We start from the raw sequence: 16,100 nt of genomic DNA, 5'->3' as shown, positions 1-16,100 counted from the left end.
AAAAACCTAAAGGAAATGACAATAAAACCGTCACCTTACCCTACAGACAATTGCTCTCGTTTAGAATAGAACAAAATTGACCTTCGATCGACTTTGAATCGATCGCCCAATTGAACCCTCAAAAAATCTAACAAAATCGCTGAAATACTCAAGGCGATCGCTTTAAATCAAGCTCAATTTTCGTTAAAGTCTTGAGAGGGTTTCCGATGAGTTTGAGAGGGCCAATTGCCCATTCCCATCGATCGCCATTCCCGAACCTTCAAATCAAACTGATTTCAGCAACAACTATGACCGATGGATTGCAACCGCCTAAAATCGTCGTTGTCGGCGCCGGATGGGCGGGTTTGGGGGCCACCGACGCCCTCGTAGAACAGGGGTACGACGTCACCCTCCTCGAAGCAGGCGCCTATCCTGGCGGTTTGGTCGCCGGATGGAAAACTGCCGCCGGGCGATCGGTAGAAGCCGGAATCCACGGATTTTGGTATCCCTATCGCAATATTTTCGCCCGCATCGACCAATTAGGACTCGACCCGTTTACACCGTGGACGCGATCGGCTCAATATTCCCCGGCAGGATTGGAAGTTGAATCGCCTATTTTCCAAAATGAGCCACTTTTGCCGACCCCGTTGGGGACTTTTCTTTACCCGCAATTCAAGCGCTTACCTTTCCTCGATCGCCTCTCGGCCCTGCCCTTACTCTATGCTTTATTAGATTTCGACAATTCCTCAGAAGCTTGGCAGCGCTACGATCGCGTCACTGCCCGCGAATTATTTAAAGAGTTCGGCGTCTCCGCCCGCCTCTATCGAGATGCGTTTGAACCGATGTTACTCGTCGGCTTGTTTGCGCCCGGCGAACAATGTTCGGCGGCGGCAGCTTTAGGAATGCTTTACTACTTTATTTTGGCGCACCAGCCCAATTTTGACGTGGTTTGGTGTCGCGGAACCGTCGGCGAAAAAATCTTTCGTCCCTGGTGCGATCGCATCGAACAAGCTGGGGGAAAAATTCGCACTCAACGCCGCGTAACCGACGTACAAATTGACGAATCCGGTCAAATTAATGCGGTCATTTGTGGCGATGAAAAATTTGATGCCGATGCGGTTATTTTTGCCGTCGGTATTAATGGAATCAAAAAGATTGTCGCCGGAAGTTCCGTATTGAAAAGCCGTCCGGAATTTCAAAACTTGCAGAATTTAAGTGGAATTGATGTCGTCGCTACTCGCTTGTGGTGCGATCGCAAAATTAATATTCCTCGCGCTTCTAATGCTTGTTTTGGTTTCGACCAAACCACCGGATGGACGTTTTTCGATCTCAACACCTTGCACGACGAATATCACGACGAACCGGGAACGGTTATCGAAGCCGATTTTTACCACGCCAATCAATTAATGGTACAAGACGATCGCCAAATTATTGATAAAGTCAAGCAAGATATCGGCACCTGTATTCCGGCATTTCGCAATGCAGAAATTATTGACAGCAGCGTCATTCGCTTAGGTCAATCCGTTACCCACTTTTCCCCGGGAAGCTATCAGTATATGCTTCCAGTTGAAACCAGTTTTGACAATTTATTGATGAGTGGCGATTGGATTGTCAACCGTCACGGTTCTTGGTCTCAAGAAAAAGCCTACGTCACCGGATTGGAAGCAGCTAATTTAATTATCGATCGCTTCGGTCGCGGTCAAAAAGCGGAAATTATCCCCGTAGAAGCGGACGAACCTCATATCGCGATCGCTCGCCAAATCAATCAAAAGCTGCGCGAGTTTGCCAATAGCTATTTACCCGATTTTTGGTTGCCTTAAATCGATTTTGGGCGGGCTTTTTGCCCGTCCTATATGGTTGCAAGAATTGAAGTTAAAATCGTCGAAATTGACCCGTCAGATCGCGGGGGAAACGACCCTATTTTAAGACGCCTTTGGGTTGCGATCGCCCCTTAATTGACATTTGGCTAAAAATATGATATACCCTGAAGCATTCCGATCTACAATTGCTAATTTTTATTAGTTATTGTTGAATTTGCGCTGTATTTGCACATTTCCAGCGAGTAAAACGTTGGTGGGGCGGGAAACTTCTCCTAAAAAATGTGCGGTTACAATGCAAATTCAGCCGAAAAGCTCCAACGGGCGAGGGGTGAAAAACTCGTTGTTTTTCAACGGCCCGTTTCCGAGTCAAATCGCCGAACACTTCCTGAAAACAGGAGTCACCCTTGTGAACTGTCACGCCAAACGCCATAAGAAAAATAAACTCGTGACCCTTTACGGCGCGTGTTGTTGGTGGTGTCGTAAAAACCTTCCTAAAAAGCAGTTAACCCTAGATCATTTAATCCCCAAAAGTCGGGGAGGATCGAATTCTTTAGAAAATTTACGCCTGTCTTGCGTGGAATGCAACCGCGCCCGGGGAAATAGTCTTTATCCACCTGCTCATAGTTTGGGGATAAAACAGGGCTGAGTTTGTAGATCCTCCCATCGTTAAAATTCTCTTGCATCGTCAAATCCTCACGCGATCGGAAAAATGCCTAGAAAGAAAAAACCGTTACTTTCCATTTATTGGGATTGTCAAAATATTAAAATAACCTCTGAATTAGCGGATAACTTAGTCAAGTTTGCTCAAACAAGAGGAACCGTATCCCATCAGCGCGCTTATTCTAATTGGAAGCGAGAAAACGGCGATCGCGCTAAATATATAGAACGCTTGGGATTTGAAAGGGTTGACGTCCCGGATACCAGTAAAAATAGCGTTGACTATCAGTTGATTGTCGATGCGACTCAAGAAGCATTTGGCGAAAAATCCGCCGATATTTTTATTATCGTTTCCGGAGATGGGGATTTTTCTGGATTGCTTTCGATTCTTAAAGCGCAAGGAAAGAAAACCGTTGTTTTTGCGAGAGAAGGCGGTTCTAGCCAGAGTTTACTGGATTTAGCCGATGAAGTCCAGCCGATCGAGCGATCGCCCGACACGGCCAAATTACCTATTTTTCGCGATGTTTCTTTGTTAATTCGGGCGTTAACTCATCGGTCTTATGTCAACGAATATGCTAACGCTGGCGAGGATAACGAACGGCTGGAATTTTTAGGAGATTCGGTTTTAAATTTTCTCAGCAGTCGCTTTTTATTCAATCGCTATCCGGAAATTAACGAAGCACAATTAACGCGATTGCGATCGGCTTTAGTCGATGAAGTTCAACTTGCAGATTTTGCCAATTATCTCGAAATTGGCAAACAAATTCGCCTCGGAAAAGGCGCGATTAAAGATAAAGGGTATAATAACGAATCTTTATTGAGCGATACGTTTGAGGCGATCGTCGGCGGCTATTTTCTCGATTCCGGTTTGGATGCAGTTTGGGAATTTATCGAACCGCTTTTTATTGCGGCGGCGGAAAGTTTTGATGACATGCAAACTGATATTAGCGCGCCGATTTTAGTCGATTCTAAAAACCGCTTTCAACAATGGACGCTCGAACATTTTAGTTGTCATCCAGAATATATTATTGTGGATCAAAGTGGACCGGATCATCACAAAGAATTTACGGCTGAAGTGCAAGTTCAAGGCAAAGTTTACGGAATGGGAAGGGGTCGCACTAAGAAGGAAGCGGAAAAACGGGCGGCTGAAAATGGATTAAAAAAAGTCGGTGTTTTATAACCGTTTGATAATTTTTGTGCGATTCGAGGCTTGAACTTTTTTGAGAGACCCCCTCAATCGGCGATCGTCAGGGAGAACTTGAGGACGGGTGAAAACCGTTATAAATCAGTGTCAAGGTAAAGCATTAGTTTTAACAATACCCGATCGCCCCCCCGATCCGGTCGTTTGTAGCACCGACAATGATAGACTCACCGGGAGTGCGATCGCGACTTCCCCATCAGTGCGCCATCTACATGAAATCGAGCGATCGCCGTAGGGGCGTTGGTTGCGGTCGAACGCCCAAAATTTTTAAAATTCCCCCAATCTAAATCTAAAATCTAAAATGAAAAATAACCGCTTACTCTACGAAAAATCCGTCGCGTATTGCGGACATCTCATCATTCCCTACTGTTTCGATCGCGTCAACGGAGAAAACATTTACTCCTACAAACTCCTCTCCGCCCTCGGACATAAAGGCGAGTTTCACAAAGCCGACAATCCCGCCGGAATGTATTCGAGTAATCTAGAAGAAACGATCGAAATTGCCCGAGAACATTTAGAAGAAAATTCCGACGTTCTCGACCGTTTCGACTTGTTTAAATCCCGCTACACCTATCACTACGATTTGATTATCATCCATCAAGTGGGTCGCCAATACTATTACGATCACTACAAACCCGATAATTTAAACAACATTGCCGCCCCCAAACTGTTTGAATCCGAATATGAATGTATGACTTGGATTAAAGCCGGACTCGATCGCCAAAAGATCCGGCGATCGCCTCATTTAGGCAATTTTCAATCTCAAATCGATTGACCCAGAACCCCGTCACCGGATCGGGAACTTGGAATCCGATTCCCCAGTCGTCGATCTCAGTGAACGGACTCTCGCGTCTTTCTTCAAAAAATACCCGGCATCTCTGCCGGGTATTGTAGTATTTGCAGTCTTTTTGATTCCCCCTCGATCGGCTTTTTAAGGAATCTCCGACGGTTCCCGACTCGACGGATCTCGTCCGCCGTCGTACCCGTGTAACGCTTCAGTCGGGGTCTCTCCCAATACTTCGGTGATGTAAAGATCTTCTTGTTCCTTGTGACCCCGGTGACTGATGCGATATTGCGCTTTCATGGCGATCGTGTAGAACACCGGAACCATGTACAAACTCAACAGCGTAGACACCAACATCCCGCCGACCACCGACATCCCGATCGCCGACCGACTGGCGGCCCCGGCGCCACTGGCAAACGCCAGAGGCATCAAGCCGAAAATCGTCGAAAACGCCGTCATCAAAATCGGGCGAAAACGAACTTTCCCCGCCTCTAACGCCGCCTTAACAATCGATAACCCTTCCTCCCGTCGTTGGTTGGCAAACTCCACAATCAAAATCGAGTTTTTCGTAGACAATCCGATCAACATAATTAAGCCGATCTGACTGTAAACATTCAGCTCAATTTTTGCCAACAGCAAGGCCACCAATGCCCCCAACAACGACAGGGGAACCGCCAATAAAATAATCAACGGATCGATATAACTCTCGAACTGGGCCGCCAGTACCAAAAAAATAAACGCCAACGCCAATCCAAAGATAAAAAACGTCGCCTGACCTGCTTCTTTAAACTCCAACGACGTTCCTTTTAACGCCGTTCGCATGTCTTCCGGAACGATCTCGTCCGCCACCTGCTGCAACGCCGTCAGGGCTTCCCCCAAGCTGACATTGGGGGCCGGACTCCCTTCGATCGTCGCCGCCCGGAAGCGATTGTAATGGTTAATCGCCGGGGGTGTCGTACTCGGGGTCACGGTCACCACGCTACTGAGGGGAACCAGTTGCCCGGTTTGAGTGCGAATGTAAAAATCGCGAATGTCATCCGGGTTGGCGCGGAATTCGTCCTCCGCTTGCACGACGACCTCGTAACGGCGATTGCCTCGGTTGAAATTGGTAATTTCTTCCCCACCGAGCAGAATTTGCAAGGTTCGGGAGATTTCCTGCACGGAAATGCCCAAATTCGCCGCTTGGGCGCGGTCGATCGCGATCGTCAACTCCGGTTTATTCAGTTTTAAATCCGTGTCGATATTCACCAACTGCGGCAGTTGTCTGGCTTGATTGGCCACCTGGGCGGAAATATCGGCCAGTTTCTGTAGGTCGGTCCCTTGCACCACAAACTGCACGGGTTGGCTGAACCCCTGACCCGGTAAGGCGGGCGGGTCGATCGGCAAGACGAAGGCATCGGTAATCGCCCCCAATTTCGGGTAGAGTCCGCCGATGACGGCTTGTTGCGACTGTCCCGGTTCGGTTCGTTCGGACCAGGTTTTGAGGCGGACGAAGGCAAATCCTTGATTGACCTCTCCCGGGCCTTGGCGGGCGAGGGCGCCGACGGTAAAGTAACTGCGAACTTCCGGCACTTCGCTGTAGACCTGTTCGACCTGTTCTAACACGCGATCGGTGTAATCGATGGTCACCCCTTCCGGTCCGCGCACGATCGTAAAAATGGCGCCGCGATCTTCCGTGGGGAGAAAGCCTTGGGGGACGAGTCCGAACAGGTAAGCGGTCAGGGCTAACGAGGCGAAAAAGCCGAGAACCACGACCAAGCGCAAAGACATCAAACGGCGCAAAGTCCAGGCGTACCCGGCTTGGATCCAATCTAAGCTCGCTTCGATCCAGTGAAAAATGCCCCCGGTCATTTGCCCGTGTTGCTTGAGAACGCGACCGGACAGGGCCGGGGCGAGGGTTAAGGCGACGAAAGAGGAGATCACGACGGATCCGGCGATCGTCAGGGCAAATTCGGTAAACAGGCGCCCGGTGGTGCCTGCAGAGAAGCCGACGGGGAGAAACACGGCGATCAGCACCGCCGTGGTCGCGATCACGGCAAAAACCACTTCCCCGACTCCGGCGAAGGCGGCGGGAAGCGGTTTCATATTTTTTTCCTCGATGTAGCGCACGATGTTTTCGAGGACGACGATCGTGTCATCGACCACCAACCCGGTACAGAGGGTTAAGGCGAACAGGGTTAGGGTGTTGATCGAGAAGTCGAGGAAAAACATGACGCCGAAGGCGCCGATCAAGGAGATGGGAATCGTGACCGCCGGGACGATCGTGGCGCGCCAGTCGCGCAGGAAGAAGAAGATCACCAAGATCACGAGGAAGATCGCCAAATATAGGGAGGACCAGACCTCCTCGATCGCCAAATCCACAAACTCGGAACTGTCGAACGCCAAGCGGTAGCTCATTCCCGAGGGAAAACTTTTGGCGAGTTGTTCCATGCGCTCTTTTGCCCCTCGGGCGACGTCGAGGGTGTTGGCTTTGGAAATTTTAACGACTCCCAACCCGACGGCAGGATCGCCGTTAAAGCGCACGAAGGACCGATAGCTTTCGGCGCCGATTTCGGCCCGTCCGACATCTTTGAGGCGAATTTGGGTGCCGTTCTCGCGACGGGCGATGACGAGGTTTTCGTATTCCGGGGGGGTTTGCAGTCTGCCGAGGGTCCGCACGGAAAATTCCGACGATTCCCCTTCGACGATCCCGCTCGGAATTTCGACGTTTTCTCGGCGTAGGGCTTGTTCGATGTCGAGAACGGTGAGCTGACGGGCGGCGAGTTTTTTGGGGTCGATCCAGAGGCGCATGGCGTATTTGCGCTCGCCGCCGATGATGACGCTACTGACGCCGGAGACGGTTTCGAGGGCATCGACGACGAAGCGATCGGCGTAGTCGCTCAGTTCGAGGGTAGAGAAGGAACTGTCGGGACTGTAGAGGGCAAACCACATGATCGGGGAGGCGTCCCCGGATTGTTTGCTGACAATGGGCGATTCTACTTCGTCGGGGAGGTTGCCCCGGGCGCGATCGACCCGCGATCGCACGTCTTGGGCGGCAATGTCGATATCGCGATCGAGGTCGAACTGCACCGTAATCGAGCTGACCGATTCGCGACTGACGGAACTGAGGGTTTTAATGCCTTCGACGCCGTTAATTTCGGCTTCCAGGGTTTCGGTGACGTCGGTCTCGACCACCTGGGGGTTGGCCCCGGGATAGACGGTGGTGACGTTGACCACGGGGGGATCGATGGTCGGATATTCCTGGACGGGCAGCCGGGTATAGCCGACCAGTCCGATCAAGACCACCAACAGCGAACAGACCGACGCGAAGACGGGACGCTTGATGAAAAAGTTGGTAAACATGGCTGGCGGCTTACGGTTGGGCTTCGGTCGCGGGGCTGGCGTCGGCTTGGGGGTCGCCCAGAGGCATGATTGGGGCGCCGTCGGCGAGTTGCTGCAAGCCGGAGACGATCAGTTGGTCGCCGGGTCGGAGTCCTTCGAGGATTTCGGAGCGATCGCCCTGGACGGTTCCGAGTTTGACGGCGCGGCGTTCGGCAACTTGCGGGTCGTTCCCCCGGGCCACGAACACGAAGCGATCTTGTCCTTGAAAGATGATGGCGTTACTCGGTACTACGACGCTATTGGGGCGCTGTTCCCAAATCACTTTGGCGCGCACGAACTGCCCGTCGATCAGTTGTCCTTTAGCATTGTCGAAACTCGCTTTCGCGAGGACTGTTTGGGAGTCGCGATCGATGGTCGGCGAGACGAAGCTGATACGACCTTCGGCTAAGGAGTTGCCCGCGCTATCGGTGATTTCTACGGGCAATCCGGTTCTCAATTCGGCGAGTCGTTCCACGGGGATCGGCATTTCGAGTTCTAATGCCTGATTTTGTGTCAAGGTGGTCAGGCGATCGCCGGAATCCACGTAATCCCCGAGTTTGACGGTGACATCGCCCACGGTGCCCGAGAACGGGGCGAAGACGACGGTATCTTCTAATTGAACTTGGGCGGCGCGTACCCGGGCGACCGCCTCGGACACTTGCGCTTCGGCGGCGGCGATCGCCTCCGGTCGCGTTCCGTTTTCCAGTTCGCGCAAGGCTTGTTCTCGTTCGGCGACGATCGCCTCCGCTTGGGCGATCTCTTCCGGACGAGCCCCGGCGCGCTGCAAGTCAAAGGCTTCCCGCGCTTCCCGCTCTTCGGCTTCCGCTTGCTCGATGTCTTCTTGTCGCGCCCGTTCGAGTTCTTCGATCCGTTGGCGCGCCCGTTCCACACTCGCTCGCGCCTGCTCGTTTTCGGTCTGTACGGCGTCGAAGGTGTCCCGGGCGATCGCCCCTTCTGCGAGTAGTTCGCGATTGCGCTCCACCCGCTTCGCACTCAACTCCACCCGCGCTTTCGCTTCTTCTAACGCGGCTTCGGCTTGGGCGATTTCGTCGCTACGACTGCCGCCGCGCAAGGCGTCCAGTTTCGATCGCGCCCGTTCCAAGCGCGCTCTGGCTTGGGCGATCTCTTGCGGTCGATTTCCGGCCCTGAGTTCGGCGAGTTGGGCTTCGGCTTGTTGCAATCGCGCCCGGGCCGAGGCGATCGCTTCCCGGCGCGGTCCGGCGCGCAACTCTTCTAATCTCGCTTCGGCGCTAGCTCGGGCGGCTCGGGCTTGCTGTAACTGCACTTCGGCATTTCGCGCGTCGATCTGGAGCAGGGGATCCCCTTGGCCGACGCGATCGCCGTCGCGGATGTAAATCTCGCTGACTCTTCCCGAGATTTCCGACTGGATCCCCACGGACTGGCGCGCTTCCAAGTTGCCGACAAAATCCGAGGTTTCCCTCAACAAGGTCATCTCCACCGGAGAGACCCGCACGGGAACCCCGGACGGTTGCCCTCCTCCCGGCGCCGACTGAGCGCTATTGGCTCCTCCGGACTGGCGCCCGCTCCACCACTGCCAGCCAAAACTACCGCCAACCCCGAGGGCGATCGCCACGAGCAGCCAAATCCATAGCTGTTTGTTATTTTTAAATCGGAGCGATCGGGCCGGGTTCCACTTCCCACGCCCCCCTCGTTTCGATTTTGGCTCCGATTCCATTTCCTTTCCTTGCTCCTCAGTCTCGAAGGGGCGATCGCTTTCAAGTTTCGCACCCTTTTCTTCAAGTTCTACTGTAGAATTTTGGCTTCTGGAATGCTCCATGACGTTCGCCCCTCTATCGATCGACTGCAAGTGTTTTTTTTGATAACTAGCGTGAGTTTTTAACCTGTATTTTAAATGACAGTAAGTGAAGGGATTGGGAGATTGCGATCGCCAATTAATTTGACTGCTTCGATAGGCGATCGTCCACCCTTTACACCCCCCGTTTCAGGGGTCTATTTTCAATCGCCCAACATCAGGTTGACTCCCCCGCAATTCCTTCACCCGATCGGGTGACAGGTCTCTCGATCGCCCTTTTAGCCCTTGTTGACGGCGATCGCACTCATTTCTCGGAGATAACTCCTACTCTAATCATTACTCCTCTCTTTTGTCTTCCTGCACTTGTCTCACCCGATTGGGTGACCCGTCAGCCAAGGCGCGATCGCCCCGATCGCGGGTTTTATAACCCTCGACTCCCTCCTTTTTCTCTCCCCATCTTCTCCCTCGATGTCTCAACTTTCCCCTTCTTGCGATCGCACGTCTTCCAACCAATCAATCTCAGAACGCAATAACCATAAATGCCGTTTCCAAATATTAGCGCGATAGGGATCGCCTGGAATTGATTTATCCTCAAACTCCTTTAATCGCAAACGGCAAGCAATTAGCCGCTTATCAATTAATTTTTGTCTTTCTTCCGGGCGCAAATCGCTGAAGAAAAAAAACTTAATTCCAAATCGAGAACGACTGTTTACCCAGCTCTCTTTCGGCAATTCAAGCATCTTTTCGCGCCAGCGATCGCGCCCTTTTTCAGTAATTTGATAAATCTTGCGACTGATTCCAGTCTCTCCCCTTTCCATCCTCTCGCCAAGGATATAACCCCGTTCCTCCAACCGTTTGAGTAGGGGATAAATAGCGCCGTAGTTGACGCTAATACAGCTACTGACAAAAAGTTCTAGTTCTTGCTTTAACTTATAACCGTGAAGTGGTTCTCGTTGCAGCAAGCCTAAAGCGGCGAGTTCGAGCATTTATATCAAATTGATATATCTAAAGCGCAGTGTACCCGATTCGATCGCGTTTTGTTAACAATCTTGATGTAGATTGTTTTTGAATATGAATTAAGTTATAATAAGAGACTATTTTAAAAATAGAATTGCTACGCGATCGCCACGAGTCGAGGGAGGGCGCCGGAGAAAGTCGGCAACCTTCGCAAAAAATTAAAGAACTTTCCCCCGAGCGCACGCTTTAATTAACCCGTCAATTCCGCTCACGGGAATCACGGGAACGTTGAGAGCGACCGCTAATTGCTCCACGGTCAGATCGTCTAAAAAGCGGGTTTCTCCCTGTTTGAGCATCACGTCGGGAAGCAACAAACCGTCCCCTAACCCTCGGTCCTGCAAGCCTTCGAGCAAGTCTTGACCCGTCAGCACTCCGGTAACACTCATCGACTGTCCCCAAAAATCGCTATTGAGCGCGACCATGCGAACCTGCAACCCTTCAACGCGGTTGAGGCGATCGCAAATCGGCTCGAACGCCCGTTCTACGGCATTTCCGACCACCCAAGTCAAGCAACGAGACGGGGAGATCGCTTTGGGGAGAGCGACGGAGGCGCGATCGAACGCTTCGAGAAACTGGCGGATCGAACCGACCCCATTGCCAATTTGGGGATAATCTTCGTACTCCGAGGCGGGGGGGAGGTCTTCTCCCGCAATCAGAAACCATTCGTCTGCGAGCCAAGCAAAGGTAGAACCGAGGCGATCGCGGAATTGAGCTTGCCAACGGCGCACTTGTTCGATGACTTCCCGCGCTTTTTCCGGCGAAACCGGGATTAACTCGTCTTCCGGGGGACGAAAGCGGGTCAGTCCCACCGGAACCACCGCCGCCGAAACCACGGCGGGGATCTCGCCGCCACCAAATTTGGCTAAATCTTGCAAGGTGCGATCGAGGTGAATCCCGTCATTAATTCCGGGACAGACGACCACTTGGGCGTGAATTTGCAAGCGGCGCTCTTGAAACCATTGCAATTGGTCGAGAATGAGAGCGGCGCGCGGGTTTTTGAGCAGGCGAGTGCGAATATCCGCTTCGGTGGCGTGAACGGAAACGTAGAGGGGAGACAGGCGCATTTGCTCGATGCGCTGCCATTCTTTTTCGGTAATGTTGGTCAGGGTCAGATAGGATCCGTAGAGAAAGCTGAGGCGGTAATCGTCATCTTTGAGATAGAGGGTATTGCGCATCCCCGGCGGTTTTTGGTCGATGAAGCAGAACGGACAGCGATTGTTGCATTGAATCAGTCCGTCAAATAAGGCGGTTTCAAATTCGAGTCCGAGGTCTTCGTCGTAGTCTTTCTCGATTTCGATATAGTGGGTTTTGCCTTTGGCGTCGAGGATTTCGAGTTCGAGGAATTCTTCGGCGCAGAGAAATTGGTAATCGATTAAGTCGCGGGGGGGTTGACGGTCGATCGCCACGATCGCATCTCCCGGTTCGAGACCGATTTCGGCGGCGATCGAATCGGGTAATACTTTCGTAATTCGAGCGGGTTGGATCGAGTGCTGACTCATGGAGATTATCGCAGGAAAGAGGGTGGCGCGCGATCGCCGGACGGAGGGTCGTGGGAAATCCTCACAACTGCCCGATCTCGGAGCCAATCGGCGATCGCCGCCCCCTGTAAGCGTGAAAATTAAGGGTGAAAATGAAGGGTAACGTTGCCGAGATCCGAGACAATTTCAATGGTAAATGGCTCGGCGAGAGTCGTCTCGAAGTCGAGGGTGAGGTCTCGGTTGCGACCGTCGGCGATCGCCTTATCGAGGAAATCTCCTTCCGGGAGCGATCGCACCAATTTGGTGTATTCCGGCAGGTTCCCATCGTGCCACAACGGTTGTAATTTTACCCCGATTTGCACGGCGGTTTCCCCCCGAGGTCGCAGGGTGACGGTCACGGCGAGGGGTTGTTCGGGATTGCCTTCTAATTCGAGAATTTTGGTCCGCGCGATCGCCCCGGATTCCGACCCCAGACCCGGGGTTGACTCGCCGAGAATGTCCTTCGGCTGCCAGTCGAAGGGGAATTGACCCTCGAACCACGGTTGTAAGGCGATCGCCTCCCGTTCGTTCCCGTCGCTGTCTTCTCCCCAATTTTCCAGCCACTCTCCGTCTACATCTTCAACGTGAAGATTGACGCGATCGACCCCAAACCGGACTCTTTCCTGTTGAAACTTTTCGACCGTTTGTAAAGATTGCCAGACTTTCGCCAGGCGCTCTTCGCGAGAAATGCTGCTTGTAGTCACCATGTAACTGTTTATTAACGCTTGTTTGACGGAGCTCAAAGAAAAAGATTAAATCGGCTTTAAAAACTGAACTTGAGATATTTTTGGGCGGGTAGATTTTTGCTGTTGTATAAAACAACATTGACTAATTTCAGGATAAAATCATCACCTCCGGGATTGTAACTCACAAAAATTCCCCGTTCGATCCCCCATTCGCGGAGGGTTTTTTCCCACTGCTCGTATTTGTTTTGAGCGAAGCGATCGGACATGCTGGTCAGTTGGACGCAAAGGGGTTGTCCCGTCGGACTGCTGACGATCGCGTCGGTCGCCATGGACAAATCGGCAACGTAACGATAGACGATCGTCCCTTCACAGCTTTGAATTTGAGAGGCGATCGAATTGACAATTTCAGCGTCTTCGCGGTCGAATTCGCCGGACCTTAACTTTTGTTTCCATGTATAAAACTTGCGATCGCGTTCGCTAAACCATTTATAAAATAAATCTTCGTACCAATAACGAGTGGTAGGGGCAATTTGATGAAAAAAAGCCTCTCGTTCTTCCGGAGTGAGAATTTTTAAATCCAGCCAAAATTGGGCATCGTAAATCAATTCCAACAAAAAATCCATCAAAACTTTTTTCTGAGTAAGAGAACCGGGTTTGATGTCTTTAATCCAACGCCGAATTTGATCTAACCTGTAGGCCAAGGCAGGCTCGATGCAAGATGCGATTGCGATGAGTTCTTTCAGTTGACTTTCGATCTCCTTGGCTTGCAAACCGCATTCCCCCTACCTACACTGGCACCGTAACTCGCCATCTGTCTCTTATTATACGGTTGCACGAGTCATCCCTGGACGGAAAAAATGAGGGGATCGGCGGCGATCGCCCGTCAGGGGGAAAGCAACTGCCACAGTTGAATCGTATTGTCTTCGCTGCCGCTCACCAGTCGCTTGCCGTCGGCGGCGATCGCGAGGGAGTGAACTGTACCTGTATGACTTTCTATGACCTGCAGCAGTTCCCCAGTCGAGAGCTGCCAGAGTTTGATCGTCGGGTCCAACGGACCGCCCCCACTGACGAGCCGTTGTCCCTGCGGATCGAAGGCGAGGGCGTAAACCGTATCGGAATGACCGTATAAAGTCGCCAACCGTCGGCCACTATTGAGATGCCAAATCTCGATCCGACCGTCGCCGCGCCCCCCGGCAATCAGTTGACCGTCGGGACTGAAAGCGATCGATCGCACCCGTTGGGATCCCACATTCAAGGTTTGCATTAACTCCCCGGTTCCGACGTGCCAGATCTTGATCGTGCGATCGAGGCTGCCACTGGCGAGGCGGTCGTTATCCGGGGAAAAAGCCACGGCAAATACCCAACCTTGATGTCCGACGAGGGTATGCAGCAATTGGCCCGTGGTCGGATTCCACAGTTTAATTTCATTTTCGTAGCCGCCACTGGCCAGCCGTTGGCTGTCGGGGCTGAAAGCGACGCTGAGGACGGACATCTGATGTCCGGTGAGAGTGCGTAAAAGTTCGCCGTTACGGGGATTCCAGAGTTTGATGCTGCCGTCGGCGCTGGCACTGGCGAGGGTGTTGCCGTCGGGGGCGATCGCCACGGACCAGATTTGTTGGGTATGTCCGGAAAGGGTGTAGCGAGTTTCCCCAGTTTGCCAGTCCCAAATGGTAACCATTTTATCGGCGGTGCCACTGGCGATCGCCCCGAGGTTCGGATTGAGGGCGACGGAATTCACGGGCCATAAGGTATTGAGGGTTTTGACTAATTTCAATTCCGGGGCTGCGGTCCGTTGGGCGGAGGACGGCCCGAGTCCGAGGTCGATTTGGGACTTGACCGCGACTTCGGTGACGGGATCCCGGGGTTGAGACAGCGACGCGATCGCCCGCGAAAGCGGCGGAAAGTCGAGGTAACCGTAAAAATGAGTGGCGCTCAAGCCGACGCCGAGCAGGAAGCTCCCCGCTAATAGGTTTTTGAACCGTGCGATCCGCTTGCGTTTCTGCTTGGTACGCGAACGGCGCCGGGAGCGGGGAGTCGGGGCGAATTGTTGTAATTTGGCGGGAACGGCGACCCCAGAATAGTAGGTGCGAATCCGGGCGATCGCCGGATGGGGCGATCGTCCGTTCCCGACCCGTGGGGTGGGGACGGGAGTCGTCGGGGGTGGGGTTTGGCCGAACTGGGGTGTTTGTTGGACGATGTCTTGCAAGCACTGCAAGATCACCTGAGTATTTTGGGGGCGATTGCCGGGAAAAGTGGCGATCGTGTAGTCGATCAAGTCGGCGAGGGCTTGGGTTTGGCGATCGCGCCCCACCAAAGCGCGCCCCGCGCGATCGCGCCAGAGGAGCTGACCCGTGCGGCTATCTTCGGGAAACTCCCCCGGCTCTTTCCCGGTGAGTAAATAGACGAAGGTGCGCCCCAGGGCGAAAAAATCCGATTGAGGGACGGCTTTGCCGTTGGACTGTTCCGGGGGGGTGTAACCCGGCGAGACAATCCCGGTCATTTTTTGGCCGCCTCCCACTTTGACGAGGTAGGTTCCAGTGACTTCGCGAGCGCTGCCAAAGTCGATTAAGGCGAGTTGTCCGTCCGGTTGCAGCATGATATTGGACGGTTTGATATCTCGGTGGAAATATTGCTGGCGGTGGACGCGATCGAGGATTTCGACCAGTTGGACGAACCAGCGCACGGCGAGGTCCGTGGCGATCGGTTGGTGGTAGCGCCCGTGCATCCATTGTTCGAGGTTCGTCCCTTCGATTTTTTCCATCACCAAACAGTGCAGGGGTTGGTGACTGTCGCGCGGCCAAAAGGTGAAATAGCCGTCGGGTTCGACGTGGGGGATTCCGGGATGGTTGAGGGAACTGAGGACTTGGGCTTCTCTCCGAAACAGGGCGATCGCTTTCGGGTTGGTATCGAGCAGGACTTTTAAGACTTTGGGCGATCGCCCCGAACACGACAGCTCGAAGGTTTTGGCAAAGCCCCCTTCTCCTAACAGATGGCTGACGCGATATCCTTGCGGCAATAACAATGCCGAACCGCAGTGCCGACAGATCCGATTGTCAGCATTTACGGGGTCTGCTGGCTTGGGACAATGGGGATTTAGGCAGTAACTCACAGCAGCTTTATCCGATCGGTGAAGGGGAAGGCTCGGCACCGGGCGATCGCCCCAGTAAGCTTGTTATTCATCTTGCATTGTAGATGGCCCGCTTCTGGATAGGGTGTGGCAGACGGACAAAATTCTCGATCGAAATTCTCGATGGAGTTCGGGGGATCTTTGCGTCAAGGATCTCAAAAAGGGTCGAACGGGCAAA

The 16,100-nt window shown here is 52.8% G+C and carries 12 protein-coding genes; 5 read left to right on the top strand and 7 right to left on the bottom strand.

Going from position 1 to position 16,100, the window contains the following annotated elements; translation table 11 throughout:
* Positions 1–287 precede the first annotated feature (287 nt).
* From JJD41_RS00880 to JJD41_RS00860, 5 genes are all read left to right on the top strand, one after another.
* Positions 288–1,799, top strand: a complete 1,512-nt coding sequence (locus JJD41_RS00880; RefSeq protein WP_200664304.1) for a hydroxysqualene dehydroxylase — start codon at positions 288–290, stop codon at positions 1,797–1,799.
* A 292-nt stretch (positions 1,800–2,091) separates the two neighbouring features.
* Positions 2,092–2,445, top strand: coding sequence for an HNH endonuclease (locus JJD41_RS00875; RefSeq protein WP_200664303.1), 354 nt, complete (start codon positions 2,092–2,094; stop codon positions 2,443–2,445).
* Between the two features lie 63 nt (positions 2,446–2,508).
* Complete coding sequence (gene rnc, locus JJD41_RS25565) at positions 2,509–3,636, top strand: ribonuclease III (RefSeq protein ID WP_200664302.1); 1,128 nt, start codon at positions 2,509–2,511, stop codon at positions 3,634–3,636.
* An 88-nt stretch (positions 3,637–3,724) separates the two neighbouring features.
* Positions 3,725–3,892: a hypothetical protein gene (locus tag JJD41_RS00865; protein ID WP_200664301.1), complete on the top strand. Its 168-nt coding sequence runs from the start codon at positions 3,725–3,727 to the stop codon at positions 3,890–3,892.
* 66 nt (positions 3,893–3,958) lie between these two features.
* Positions 3,959–4,432: a hypothetical protein gene (locus tag JJD41_RS00860; RefSeq protein WP_200664300.1), complete on the top strand. Its 474-nt coding sequence runs from the start codon at positions 3,959–3,961 to the stop codon at positions 4,430–4,432.
* Positions 4,433–4,588: 156 nt separating this feature from the next.
* Here JJD41_RS00860 and JJD41_RS00855 read toward each other — a convergent pair whose 3' ends face one another.
* The 7 genes from JJD41_RS00855 to JJD41_RS00825 form a co-directional block, all read right to left on the bottom strand.
* Positions 4,589–7,783, bottom strand: a complete 3,195-nt coding sequence (locus JJD41_RS00855; RefSeq protein WP_200664299.1) for an efflux RND transporter permease subunit — start codon at positions 7,781–7,783, stop codon at positions 4,589–4,591.
* Between the two features lie 10 nt (positions 7,784–7,793).
* Positions 7,794–9,599 (bottom strand): efflux RND transporter periplasmic adaptor subunit, encoded by a 1,806-nt coding sequence (locus tag JJD41_RS00850; protein ID WP_200664298.1) that lies wholly within the window; start codon positions 9,597–9,599, stop codon positions 7,794–7,796.
* Positions 9,600–10,048: 449 nt separating this feature from the next.
* Positions 10,049–10,561: a PadR family transcriptional regulator gene (locus JJD41_RS00845; protein WP_200664297.1), complete on the bottom strand. Its 513-nt coding sequence runs from the start codon at positions 10,559–10,561 to the stop codon at positions 10,049–10,051.
* A gap of 189 nt (positions 10,562–10,750) precedes the next feature.
* On the bottom strand, positions 10,751–12,091 hold the full coding sequence (locus JJD41_RS00840) for a TIGR03279 family radical SAM protein (protein ID WP_200664296.1): 1,341 nt from the start codon (positions 12,089–12,091) through the stop codon (positions 10,751–10,753).
* 119 nt (positions 12,092–12,210) lie between these two features.
* Positions 12,211–12,816 carry a hypothetical protein gene (locus tag JJD41_RS00835; RefSeq protein ID WP_200664295.1) on the bottom strand — a complete coding sequence of 202 codons (606 nt, stop codon included), beginning with the start codon at positions 12,814–12,816 and terminating at the stop codon, positions 12,211–12,213.
* A 56-nt stretch (positions 12,817–12,872) separates the two neighbouring features.
* Complete coding sequence (locus JJD41_RS00830) at positions 12,873–13,418, bottom strand: hypothetical protein (RefSeq protein ID WP_234488450.1); 546 nt, start codon at positions 13,416–13,418, stop codon at positions 12,873–12,875.
* A 260-nt stretch (positions 13,419–13,678) separates the two neighbouring features.
* Positions 13,679–15,904 carry a protein kinase domain-containing protein gene (locus JJD41_RS00825; protein WP_200664293.1) on the bottom strand — a complete coding sequence of 742 codons (2,226 nt, stop codon included), beginning with the start codon at positions 15,902–15,904 and terminating at the stop codon, positions 13,679–13,681.
* Between the last annotated feature and the right edge of the window lie 196 nt (positions 15,905–16,100).

Source organism: Oxynema mangrovii CENA135 (genome assembly GCF_016632315.1).
GTDB classification, from domain to species: Bacteria; Cyanobacteriota; Cyanobacteriia; order Cyanobacteriales; family Laspinemataceae; genus Oxynema; species Oxynema aestuarii.
The sequence above is the reverse complement of the archived record's forward strand: the minus strand, read 5'-3'. Positions and strand labels throughout refer to the sequence as shown.